At 34.7% G+C, this 12,811-nt stretch carries 6 protein-coding genes and 1 riboswitch; of the genes, 4 read left to right on the top strand and 2 right to left on the bottom strand.

What is annotated here, in order from left to right; translation table 11 throughout:
- Positions 1-182: 182 nt before the first annotated feature.
- Both ACOOWA_RS14995 and ACOOWA_RS14990 read right to left on the bottom strand, forming a co-directional pair.
- Positions 183-2,285 carry a TonB-dependent receptor gene (locus ACOOWA_RS14995; protein ID WP_421376435.1) on the bottom strand — a complete coding sequence of 701 codons (2,103 nt, stop codon included), beginning with the start codon at positions 2,283-2,285 and terminating at the stop codon, positions 183-185.
- Between the two features lie 102 nt (positions 2,286-2,387).
- Positions 2,388-2,482: riboswitch (TPP riboswitch) on the bottom strand.
- A 69-nt stretch (positions 2,483-2,551) separates the two neighbouring features.
- Positions 2,552-3,319: a WG repeat-containing protein gene (locus ACOOWA_RS14990; protein WP_421376433.1), complete on the bottom strand. Its 768-nt coding sequence runs from the start codon at positions 3,317-3,319 to the stop codon at positions 2,552-2,554.
- Between the two features lie 393 nt (positions 3,320-3,712).
- Between ACOOWA_RS14990 and ACOOWA_RS14985 the strand changes: the two genes are divergently transcribed.
- The 4 genes from ACOOWA_RS14985 to ACOOWA_RS14970 all read left to right on the top strand — a co-directional run bounded on the left by ACOOWA_RS14985 (position 3,713) and on the right by ACOOWA_RS14970 (position 12,779).
- A complete protein-coding gene (locus ACOOWA_RS14985) occupies positions 3,713-6,493 on the top strand; it encodes a bifunctional aconitate hydratase 2/2-methylisocitrate dehydratase (protein ID WP_421376431.1) in 2,781 nt (926 codons plus the stop codon).
- A gap of 311 nt (positions 6,494-6,804) precedes the next feature.
- Positions 6,805-9,072 carry an aconitate hydratase gene (locus tag ACOOWA_RS14980; RefSeq protein ID WP_421376429.1) on the top strand — a complete coding sequence of 756 codons (2,268 nt, stop codon included), beginning with the start codon at positions 6,805-6,807 and terminating at the stop codon, positions 9,070-9,072.
- 478 nt (positions 9,073-9,550) lie between these two features.
- A complete protein-coding gene (locus tag ACOOWA_RS14975; protein WP_421376427.1) occupies positions 9,551-10,399 on the top strand; it encodes a DUF5694 domain-containing protein in 849 nt (282 codons plus the stop codon).
- Between the two features lie 250 nt (positions 10,400-10,649).
- Positions 10,650-12,779, top strand: a complete 2,130-nt coding sequence (locus ACOOWA_RS14970) for an outer membrane beta-barrel protein (RefSeq protein ID WP_421376425.1) — start codon at positions 10,650-10,652, stop codon at positions 12,777-12,779.
- Positions 12,780-12,811 lie beyond the last annotated feature (32 nt).

Below are 12,811 nucleotides of genomic sequence, written 5' to 3'. Positions count from 1 at the left end.
TTAGTTTAAATTGTTAAAATCATAAATGAATCTTCTTATTAAATCTCCCACAGATTACACAGATTTACACAGATTTTATTTAGTCTTTAACTTAAATCTAATAAAAAAGACTGCCGAAACAGTCTTTAAAAAATTTAATAAGAAACTAACTATAATAATGTGAAATGGTGTTGTATTTTTGATTATTGAATTTTCCAGCTGATTCCGAACATAAAATTCGTTCCGGCCTGAGCAAAATAAATCGGACCGTCGTAAACATAGCCGTTATTTACATATTTCTGATCGAAAATATTATTGACTAAAAGTTTTAAAGCGACATCGTGTTTAGAAATTTTAAAGTCATACTGCACATTAAAATCTGTCAGAAAATAATCTTTCAACAATAAACTCTGTGTTTCCGTATTGTCCAAGTACTGTTTTCCAACATATTGATTCATTAAAGCAAAGTGGAAATTTTTAGTAGGATTAAATTTCAGGCTTACATTAGCAATCACGTTTGGTGAGAAAGAAATTTCAGTATTTCCTAGATTGTTAATTCCGGTCTCGTTTTCAATTCTGAAATCCAGGTTTCTGTTTTGGCTTAAACTTACATTCCCGGAAATTTCCCACTGTTTTGAAAGCTTCGCCAAAGCACCAACTTCAATTCCTCTTCTATAACTTTTCCCGGAATTGGTTCTTATAAATTCTCCGATATTGCTGATCTGCCCGTTTAAAACCAACTGATTCAGATAATACATATAATATAGATTTGCAGTTAAAGCTACCGGACCAAACTGTTTTTCGATTCCTGCTTCTACATCGTGAAGACTTTCAGATTTCACATCATTATTTGATATTAAATCGTCACGATTCGGCTCGCGTTGCGCATGAGCGTAAGAAATAAATACTTTTCCGTTGCCTAATTTATAATTGATTCCGGCTTTAGGGTTGAAAAACAACCAGTTTTTTTTCAGATTCGCACCTTCATCATCACCTTCCATCAAAATTTTGGTATCGTAATCAATATTTCTTAATTGCAAATCTCCGAAGAATTCAAAATCATTTACTTTGATTAAAGCTTTGGCAAAACCGGCAATTTCATTCTTCACCGAACGATTTCGGTAATATTCATGTTGTGGAATTTCTGCAAAGAAAACATCTCTTACATTTCCGTAATGTCTTCCGTAATACTGGTTTCCGACAACCCCGAAATTCAAATCAAGATTATCAAACTTTCCGTATAGAGTAGAAACCACGCCGTAGAAATCATTATTCAGCCATTTTTTTCTGATGAAGTCTGAAGATTTATTTCCATTAAAATCAGGCAAATTATATCTTGCATAAGGATCGCCTTGTTTGTAATTTTCATAATAACCTCGACCTTTTGTGTAGTGAAACGTTGTTTCAAGGTTCCAATTCGTATTTAAGCCTTGTTCCCAAAGTAATTGATAGTGATTTTGTCTGTAATTATCAGTTTCGTTATCATAAAACCCTATAATATTTTCCCAGTTTGCATCATAGATTGCTCCTGATAAATTGGTTCTGGGATTGGTTTCCCAGGTTTGACGGTCAACACCGTTCCACGCCTGATACGTTTTTTCCTTTCCGCCAAAAGCCATCAGACGAAGTTTCGTTTTTCCTTCTTCAAATAATGCTGTGAAATTATAAGAATTCAAATCTGAAGCAGCTCTGTCAATATATCCGTCAGAATGAATAGTAGAATACCTTCCCATCACGGAAAGACGATCTTTCCAAAATTTTCCGGAACCGATTTCTGCAGAATATTTGTAGGTATTAAAAGAACCATAACTGTCATCTGTTTTAAAATAAAACTTGTCTTCAGGCTCTTTTGAAATCACGTTGATACTCGCTCCGAAAGCAGAAACTCCATTATTTGAAGTTCCAACTCCACGCTGAATGACAATTTGCGACGCTGAACTCGTTAAATCCGGAACATTCACAAAAAAAGTTCCCTGACTTTCTGAATCATTGAACGGAACACCATTCATCATCACATTAATTCCTCTTCCTGCAACCCCACGAATTCTAAATCCGGTGTAACCGACTCCGTTTCCTGCATCAGAAGTTGAGATAATTGAGGTTTGATTTTTCAAAAGAATCGGTAAATCCTGCCCAAGATTCCTACTGTCGAGATCTTTTTGAACATTGATGATTTCTTTGGCGACAGGAAGTCTTTTGGTGAAGTTTACAGCTTCAATTTCTCTGACTTTCAGAGAATCCGGGTTTTGAGTTTGTGCGAAACTCAAAGAACTTGCGGTAAGTCCTAAAAAAAATAATCCTTTCATTCTTATAAATTTTAAAAATTTAATGGAATAAAAGGGGCGATTATGATATCAGTAATGAGTGATTGGTAATAAGTAATTCTAATGGATTACTTATTGCTTATTACTCATTGCTCATTTAACTTCCCTAAACAGCATTACCTGTTCCAGGTTCATTGGGTATAATCTCAGCTCCAATCGGGGCACCCCTTTAATTTCAGCGGCAAAATTACAAAAAATATTTAAAACTGGATTAAGGAAAACATTTTCCTCTAAATTTTTATTTAAATCTAATACGAACGGTTATCAGAATCGATATAGTAGTAATTTTTATCATCTTTGGTAACATCAAACATTTTACCTAATTTCCAGCTGTAGTTTCTTTTTATATCTGAATATTCAAATGGAATGACTATTTTATTATTGATGTCAATCACTCCGAATTTATCGTTGTAGGTTGCAACAATCATAGGATTTGACACATCGTCGCCTTCCAAAATATAGAGATACTGATAACTTGGATAAATAGTGAATTGATTTTTATCTGACGCATTTTTAAATTTTGAATCTTCAATAATCCCGTATTTCCCGTTAAGAATATAAGCATGAAATAAAGGTTTTTTTAAATCATACGTACATTTTCCTAAATCATTATTGCTGTATTGATATACTTTTTTGCCTGATTTATTGATTCTAAAAGTAATTCCGCCTTTTTCAACAGTTGCAAAATCTACCGTGCCAAATTTCTTCGCTTTCTCATTAGGAGAATTTAAAAGATTGCAATCTTCACCAAAAAACATCACCAAATCATACTCCGGCAGAATAACAAATTTTCCTTTTTGATTAACAAAGCCAGATTTTCCGTTCTTTTTTTGCGGAATCAATAACGGTATATTTTCATTAACTATTGGAAGACCAGGAGAAACTTTCTTAGTTGTACTTAACTTAGAAATAATTTTTGATTTATTTAAAGAACTCTTATTCAAAGTTTTAGACTGAGAAAAAACAAAGTTTAAAAGTAAGAGCAAAAAACTCAACATCAATTTTCTTAAAATCATCTTTCGCGTAAATTTGTGCCAAAAATAGAAAATATAAAAAACATATTTATAAAGAATCTAAATAATTTAGCATAAGAAAAAAATTAAAATTCCGTATTTTTGGGAACATTTTTAAATGTACGATAATTTTAAAAATGTTTTAAGATCTTATACTTGATTTTTGTCATTTTAAATCTAATAAACGTTTTATCCGAAAAAGAATTTTCTGCGATACTGATTGCAAAGTGAATTCTTACATTTTCAGAGAAAGTCCTTTTTTAATATTTATCCATTAGGACAGATTATTATCTCACATTTTGAGAAATGTTGTAGATTATTCAGCCTGATTCTGCATTTTACAGATGTCTACTTATCAATAATCTACTTTAAACTTATAAAAAAGAACTTCTATTTATGAATATTTATCAGGATTACATCCAAGAAATCGAAGAAAGAAAAAGCCAGGGTCTTCACCCAAAACCAATCGATGGCGCAGAATTATTAAGCGCAATTATTACACAAATTAAAGATAAGAATAACGAATACAGAGCAGATTCTCTGAAATTCTTTATCTATAATACTTTACCGGGTACAACGTCTGCCGCAGGTGTGAAAGCTCAGTTTTTAAAAGAAATCATTTTAGGAGAATCCGTATTAGAAGAAATTACTCCGGCGTTTGCTTTCGAGTTATTGTCTCACATGAAAGGCGGTCCTTCCATCGAAGTATTGTTGGATTTAGCTTTAGGTAACGATCCTGCAGTTGCTAAAGAAGCTGCAAATGTTCTTAAAACTCAGGTTTTCCTTTACGAAGCAGACACCGACCGTCTAAAAGCAGCATTCCACAGCGGAAATGAAATTGCAAAAGAAATCATTGAAAGCTATGCACAGGCAGAATTTTTCACAAAACTTCCGGAAGTTGCCGAAGAAATTAAAGTAGTAACCTACATTGCCGGCGAAGGTGATATTTCTACAGATTTATTGTCTCCGGGAAATCAGGCGCACTCAAGATCAGACCGTGAACTTCATGGAAAATGTATGATATCTCCACAAGCTCAGGAAGAGATTCAGGCTTTACAGGCTCAACATCCTGATAAAAGTGTTATGTTAATCGCCGAAAAAGGAACAATGGGTGTTGGTTCATCCAGAATGTCTGGTGTAAATAATGTTGCACTTTGGACAGGTAAACAGGCAAGTCCTTATATTCCGTTTGTAAATATTGCACCAATTGTAGCGGGAACAAATGGTATTTCACCGATTTTCTTAACTACTGTTGATGTAACCGGAGGAATCGGGATTGACCTTCAAAACTGGGTTAAAGTTTTGGATGCAGATGGAAACGTTGTGCGTAATGAAAGTGGAGAACCAATTCTTGAAGAAAAATATTCTGTTGCAACCGGAACTGTTCTTACCATTAATATCAAAGAAAAAAAATTATACAACGGCGATCAGGAACTGAAAGATATTTCTAAATCTTTCACACCCCAAAAAATGGAATTCATCAAAGCGGGTGGATCTTACGCAATTGTTTTTGGTAAAAAATTACAGACTTGGGCTTCAGGTATTTTAGGAATTGAGATTCCTACAGTGTACGCTCCATCAAAAGAAATTACAAAAGAAGGAGTTGGTCTTACCGCTGTTGAAAAAATATTTAATAAAAATGCTGTCGGTTTAGCTCCTGGAAAAGTGTTGCATGCCGGTTCAGACGTTCGTGTTGAGGTAAACATTGTTGGCTCTCAGGATACAACAGGTTTGATGACTGCTCAGGAATTGGAATCAATGGCTGCAACAGTAATTTCGCCAATTGTAGACGGAGCTTACCAATCGGGTTGCCATACGGCTTCAGTTTGGGATAAAAAAGCGCAGGCAAACATTCCTAGATTGATGAAATTTATGAATGATTTCGGTTTGATTACTGCCCGTGATCCGAAAGGCGAATATCATGCAATGACTGACGTTATTCACAAAGTTCTGAACGATATTACGATTGACGAATGGGCAATCATCATCGGTGGAGATTCTCACACAAGAATGTCTAAAGGGGTAGCTTTCGGAGCTGATTCAGGAACTGTAGCTTTGGCTCTAGCAACTGGTGAAGCATCAATGCCAATCCCGGAATCCGTGAAAGTAACTTTCAAAGGTGATATGAAACACCACATGGATTTCCGTGATGTTGTTCATGCGACTCAATTACAGATGCTTCAGCAATTTGGTGGAGAAAATGTTTTCCAGGGTAGAATTATCGAGGTTCATATCGGAACACTTCCAGCAGATCAGGCATTTACATTTACAGACTGGACTGCCGAAATGAAGGCAAAAGCCTCAATCTGTATTTCTGAAGACGATACATTAATCGAATCATTGGAAATTGCAAAAAGCAGAATCCAGATTATGATTGATAAGGGAATGGATAACCATAATCAAGTTCTTCAAGGATTAATTAACAAAGCAAATAAGAGAATTACTGAAATTAAATCTGGTGAAAAACCGGCTTTAACTCCAGATTCAAATGCAAAATATTATGCAGAAGTCGTTGTTGATCTTGACGTGATCATTGAACCGATGATTGCCGATCCGGATGTAAATAATGATGATGTTTCTAAAAGATATACGCACGATACGATTAGAGATTTAACCTATTATGCAGGTGAGAAAAAAGTAGATTTAGGCTTCGTGGGATCTTGTATGGTTCACAAAGGCGACTTGAAAATTGTTTCTCAAATGCTTAGAAATATCGAAAGAAAGAATGGGAAGGTAGAATTTAATGCTCCTTTAGTGGTTGCTGCTCCTACTTACAACATCATCGATGAATTAAAAGCGGAAGGTGACTGGGAATTATTAGAAAAATATTCAGGTTTCGAATTTAACGATAATGAGCCAAAAGGTGCGGCTCGTACAGAATACGAAAACATCATGTATTTGGAGCGTCCAGGTTGTAACCTTTGTATGGGTAACCAGGAAAAAGCAGAAAAAGGAGATACTGTTTTAGCAACTTCTACCCGACTTTTCCAGGGAAGAGTGGTTGAAGATTCTGAACGTAAAAAAGGAGAATCTTTATTGGCATCTACTCCGGTTGTTGTGCTTTCTTCAATTATCGGTAGAATTCCAAGTATTGAAGAATATAAGGAAGCAGTGGAAGGCATTGATCTGACTTCTTTCGTTCCACCAATAAAAGAATTGGTTGCTGTAGGTCATTAATACAGTTTAAAATTAAGTCTTAAAACTTTTTACATAATAATTGAAAGATTCTAGTCCACCGGATTAGGATCTTTTTTGTTTAGAACATTTCCATTTAAGCCTTATCAGAATTATTTTGATATAAATCAACGAACAAGGTTTTAATTTTTCTTAACTTCATAGTTATAAATAATCTCAGTCATTCATTACATTAATCCCTTTTAATGAATTGGAGGAATAGAATTTGATACCACTTATCGAGAAGATTTTTCACATTAAATATTAATTTTACTGGTGAAAATTTCATTGAAAATAGAAAAATTAAAATAGATATGACTTTCGACATCAACATGATTAAAAAAGTGTACGAACGCTATCCTGAAAGAATTGCAGCAGCAAGACAGATTACAGGAAAGCCTATGACACTTTCAGAAAAAATTCTTTACACCCATCTTTGGGAAGGTAATGCAACCAGCGAATATGAAAGAGGAAACTCTTATGTAGACTTCGCCCCGGACAGAGTTGCAATGCAGGATGCCACTGCACAAATGGCACTTTTACAATTTATGCAGGCCGGAAAAGCCAAAGTAGCTGTTCCTTCAACCGCTCATGCAGACCACCTGATTCAGGCGAGAGTAGGTGCCGAAGCAGATTTACAGGAAGGAATCAATAAAAACTCGGAAGTTTTCAATTTCTTGAGTTCGGTTTGTGATAAGTATGGTATTGGTTTCTGGAAACCGGGAGCCGGGATTATCCACCAGGTAGTTTTGGAAAATTATGCATTCCCGGGAGGAATGATGATCGGAACTGACTCGCACACCGTAAACGCAGGAGGATTAGGAATGGTAGCGATTGGAGTTGGCGGAGCTGATGCCGTTGACGTAATGGCTGGAATGGCCTGGGAACTGAAAATGCCCAAATTAATAGGTGTCAAATTAACGGGTAAAATGTCTGGCTGGACTTCAGCAAAAGATGTTATCTTAAAAGTTGCAGGAATTCTTACTGTAAAAGGCGGAACAGGGTGCATTGTAGAATATTTTGGTGAAGGAGCAGAATCTCTTTCCGCAACCGGAAAAGGTACGATTTGTAACATGGGAGCTGAAATCGGAGCAACTACTTCCACCTTCGGGTATGATGATTCCATGAGAAGATATTTGGCTTCTACTGGAAGACAGGATGTTGTGGATGCAGCCGATATTATTGCAGAACATTTAACAGGTGATCCTGAAGTTTATGCTAATCCGGAACAGTATTTTGACCAAATTATTGAAATTAATCTTTCAGAACTGACTCCTCATTTAAACGGACCTTTCACTCCAGATTTAGCGACTCCGGTTGCTGAATTTAAAGCTAAAGCCGAAGCCAACGGATGGCCTCTGGAAGTTGAATGGGCACTAATCGGCTCTTGTACCAACTCATCTTACGAAGATTTGTCCAGAGCAGCTTCGATTGTGGAAGATGCTGTTGCAAAAGGCGTAAAACCAAAAGCTATTTTAGGAATTAATCCCGGTTCTGAACAGGTAAAATTTACCGCAGAAAGAGACGGATTTATAGATTCTTTCAAAAAATTTGAGAACGCAAGAATTTTTACCAACGCTTGCGGACCTTGTATCGGGCAATGGGACAGAGAAGGTGCTGAAAAAGGAGAAAAAAACTCAATTATCCATTCTTTTAACAGGAACTTTGCCAAAAGAGCTGACGGAAACCCAAATACGCACGCTTTTGTAGCTTCACCGGAAATGGTTGCAGCGGTTGCCATTTCAGGACGATTAGATTTTAATCCGATCACAGACACTTTAACCAATGAAGCTGGTGAACAGGTAAAACTTAACGAACCAAAAGGTTTCGAACTTCCATCAAAAGGATTTGCTGTAGACGACAACGGATATCAGGCTCCATCTGAAGATGGTTCAGGCGTTGTTGTTAATGTAAACCCTACTTCAGACAGACTTCAGTTACTGGAAGAATTTCCAGCCTGGGACGGGAAAAACATTACCGGAGCAAGAGTTTTAATTAAAGCTTTCGGAAAATGTACAACCGATCACATTTCGATGGCCGGACCATGGTTAAAATACAGAGGTCATCTTGATAATATTTCAAACAATATGTTGATCGGAGCAGTAAACGCTTACAACATGGAAACCAATAAAGTTAAAAACGAACTCAACGGTGAATATGGTGAAGTTCCTGCTGTACAAAGAGCCTATAAAGCTGCCGGAATCCCTACGATTGTTGTGGGAGATCAAAATTACGGTGAAGGTTCTTCCAGAGAACATGCTGCAATGGAACCGAGACATTTAGGTGTAAAGGCAGTTTTGGTAAAATCTTTTGCAAGAATTCACGAAACCAACCTGAAAAAACAGGGGATGTTAGGATTAACTTTTGCTGACGAATCTGATTATGACAAAATTCTGGAAGATGACGTTGTGAATTTCCTGGATTTAGACCAATTTGCTCCAGGAAAACAATTAACTTTAGAATTCATTCATACAGATGGGACTAAAGATACGGTAATGGCCAATCACACTTACAATGCACAACAGATTGACTGGTTTAAAGCAGGCTCTGCTTTGAATTTGATAAAGCAACAGGAAAATTAAAATTTCTGTTTAAATATAAAAAAAGCAACTTCGATTTGGAGTTGCTTTTTTTATTTCAGTTTTTCTAAAAAGATTAGATTACTATATTTCTCTCATCGAAATTTCATGTTCAGAAATTAAGATCAATTTTGAACTTTTACTTTATTTACATTTAAAATATATGATGCTATTAACTTGAAGATTTTACAAAAAATATTTCGATTCTGTTTCCTGCAATTTGCTTAATCTTTCTTGAACTTTTATAGCGCTTTTGTAAAATCTAGAGAAGGAAATCGGTTTTTAGCAAATAACATACAACATGATGATGACTGCATAAAAATAAAAATAATAACCTATCTAAAAATTTCCAAATCTACAAACGTCCGTTTTTTTCCGATGAAAATATTTTAAACCGACATATTTCCCAATTGGTCGAAACTCTATTTCATCAAATTGTTATGAGATATAAATTTGTCAAAAATATTTAAAACAAATTATTATGAAACCATACTTATTAATAACTCTATTAGCATTATCAACTTATTTATTCGGACAGAAAAAACCTTCAGAATATTTTCCTGATCCTAAAACAAAAGTTTTGGTTGTGGGTTCATTTCACTTTGATTATCCCAATCAGGATGCTCATAAAACTGAAAAAAGTAACCAGATAGATGTTTTAGAACCTAAGACAGCTGCAGAAATGACAGAACTAATCAATTACATCAAAAAATTTAAGCCTACAAAAATCGCCATTGAAGCATGGCCAGACTGGAAAGCCAACGAAAAATTACAAGAATATAAAAATGGTAGATACAGAGATCAAAGAGATGAACGTTACCAACTTGCCATGCGTGTTGCCGAAGAACTTAAGATCAATGAATTGTACAGCATCGACGCTAATTCAGTTTTAGATGATTTAACAGAAAAATTTGGCAAAAAAGACTCATTATATTTTAAAAATCTCCTAAAAGATTATGATTTCTTAAGTGACGACGCTATTTCTAAACAGTACAATACTTTTATTAAAAATACAGAGCCCAAAAATTTCAAATCACTTCTTGAAATGTTCAAATACATGAACAGTAAGGAATTTCATCAATACGAATATGGAGCCTATTTAACAGGAGATTTCAAATTGAGAGAACATGATGGCGCAGACTTGCTAGCTTTGTACTGGTATAACAGAAATCTTAGAATGTTTAGAAAAATTCAGGAAATACCTAAAAATAATGAAGATAAAATCTTAGTAATTGTAGGAAATGGTCATGCTTCAGTTTTAAGACAGCTTTTTACGTCATCACCTGAATATGATTACACTGAATTTTCATCTCTAGATTCAAAAAAATAATTCTCAAACTTATGTTGAAATGGCTTAAATACAGGATTGAATTAAAGAACTTACTCAAGCAGAAGTACAAACGGGACACTAAATTATCAAACAGAAAAATTGAGTTGATCTTTTAAAAATACTTACTTAGATGGCAATCTGTAAGAAATCAATACAAAAAGTACCAACTTTGAAGAAAAAGGCATAGCTCGGTAAAATTTTGTAACAAAATAGGTTTTTTGTCGTCTAACTGAGTAGATTTAATCACATCATGAAGAAAACTTTATTTACTTTATCAATTGTAGGATCAATTTTAGGATTTGCACAGGAAACGAAAGACAACAAAGAAACCAGCGAAAAAGAAAAACAGATCGAAGGTGTAGTTATTACCAAAACTAAAAAAGCCGTTGAGCAGAAAGCTGACCGTACGATTTTTGATTTTTCTGAGCAACCTAGCTTAAATTCCGGCTCTTTGATGGAAGGAGTGAAAAAACTTCCGGGTTTAGTTGTTTCCGATATGGTGGGAATGATGTATCAAGGGAAACCGCTTGATGTTTATATGGACGGCAGACCTCTGAATATTTCAAGCAATGAGCTAAATGCTTTTCTGGAAGGAATGCCTGCAAATTCCGTTGAAAAAATCGAAATTATTACACAACCGGGAGCAGAATTTCCTGCGACTTCCGGAGGTGCTATTTTGAATATCATCACAAGCAAATCTGCAAAAAATTATCTTACTGCAGTTTATAACGGAGGTTACCGTTTTTCAAGTTACGATAAGTACAGAAGTAGATTTAATAATTCCATTGCGCTGAATTCAAGAAATAAATGGTTTGGATGGCAGGTAAATTTAGGACAATATTATCGTGAAAGTTTATCTCTTTCTGAGTTTGATCAATTAACCAGAAATAATTCGAATTCTTTAGGAAGAACGTATTACATGAATTCTGCCTTTACTTTTGAACTTGGAAAAGACAGATTATTATTAAATTACGACATCAATCACACCAATGGTGGCTCATCAATCATAGCAGATCAATTTTTAAATACTGTAACAAGGTCTCATATAACCAGCGATACTGAAGGTTTACGACAGGAAGTAGCCGCAACTTATCAGAAAAAATTTGATGATAAAAATAAAAAGCTTGATTTTAAGGGGGTTTATTCAAACAACAACTCAGAATTTAATCAGTTTGGGGAGAGATCATTAGAAAATTCATCTTTATTTAATTCATATAATTTCAGAATCGATTATTCTCAACCTTTGAAAATCCTTGACGAAGGTAAGATGAGTTTTGGAGGTTTATATGATCAACAGAATTTTGAAACTAAAAGCGGAAACCTGGTAAATCTAGATTATACAAGACAAACAACTTCCGGGTATTTAGAATTTCAGGCAACATTGAAAAAATTTGATTTCATTGCCGGAGCGAGAGCTGAAAACTATGATATTACGGGAATTACAAGATTTTATGACGTCAATAATGGTTTAAATGAAAAGAATTTAAATCCTTTCAAAAAGTTTAAAGTATTTCCAAATGCAAGTGTGCAGTATAATTTAATGAAGCAGCTTTTTGTAAATTTAAATTATAATAAAAAAATCAGTCTTCCGAGTGTATCTCTTTTGAACCCTAATAATAATACCCTTACAACCGAGACACTTACATCAAACGGTAACCCAAACCTTCAGCCGACCATTTTTGACAATGCAGAAATTAAAATCAGTGCTTTTGATTATGCATACATTGGCTACAATACAAGCTGGGTGAAAAATCAGATTGTACAGAAAGTTTCCAGAGAAGGTAATTTAATTAGAAATGAGCAGTTACAGGTTAACAGTATCCGAACACACAATTTCAATTTTGGGATGCCCATTCCGTTTATGCTTTTCACAACACCTTTCAGCGAACTGATGAAATTTAATGTGAATCCTGATAAAATGAATTTATTGTACGTTTATACAGGGTACCAAATTCAGGAAATGCCGGATCTAAAATCAAAAGGTTTCTGGATTTTCAGTTTGATGGGGCAATTTTTACTTCCTAAAGACATCAGACTTCAGGCAAATTATAATGTGATCCCAAAAGGCGGAAATTTCTATTATTTTGAAATTGAAAAACCACTGAATAACGCTTTAGACATCACGGTTTCTAAAAAGTTTATGAGCGAACGTCTTAATCTTTCGCTGTATGCAAGAGATATTTTTAATCAGAACAAAAGTGTAATTGTAGCTAATTCTTCAGGTGGAAAAGTATTTACATCTAATAAATTTGACAGCAGAAGTTTCGGAGTTTCGGTAAATTATAAAATTCCGACCAAAAACAAACTGGCAAAAGAAGATCCTAATATGGTTAAGCAAACCACTCAAAGCGAGAACAACGGCGGAATTTTACAACAATAAAAATTTTATATAAAAATAAATCGGCTCTAAAA

The sequence above is a fragment of the Chryseobacterium sp. GP-SGM7 genome (assembly GCF_049166575.1).
Lineage (GTDB): Bacteria > Bacteroidota > Bacteroidia > Flavobacteriales > Weeksellaceae > Chryseobacterium.
The sequence above is the reverse complement of the archived record's forward strand: the minus strand, read 5'-3'. Positions and strand labels throughout refer to the sequence as shown.

What these genes read in the sequence shown, in the direction of transcription:
- ACOOWA_RS14980 (WP_421376429.1), top strand. Translation starts at nt 6,805, where the DNA reads ATGACTTTCGACATCAACATGATTAAAAAAGTGTACGAACGCTATCCT.
- ACOOWA_RS14975 (WP_421376427.1), top strand. Translation starts at nt 9,551, where the DNA reads ATGAAACCATACTTATTAATAACTCTATTAGCATTATCAACTTATTTA.
- ACOOWA_RS14985 (WP_421376431.1), top strand. Translation starts at nt 3,713, where the DNA reads ATGAATATTTATCAGGATTACATCCAAGAAATCGAAGAAAGAAAAAGC.
- ACOOWA_RS14990 (WP_421376433.1), bottom strand. Translation starts at nt 3,319, where the DNA reads ATGATTTTAAGAAAATTGATGTTGAGTTTTTTGCTCTTACTTTTAAAC.
- ACOOWA_RS14970 (WP_421376425.1), top strand. Translation starts at nt 10,650, where the DNA reads ATGAAGAAAACTTTATTTACTTTATCAATTGTAGGATCAATTTTAGGA.
- ACOOWA_RS14995 (WP_421376435.1), bottom strand. Translation starts at nt 2,285, where the DNA reads ATGAAAGGATTATTTTTTTTAGGACTTACCGCAAGTTCTTTGAGTTTC.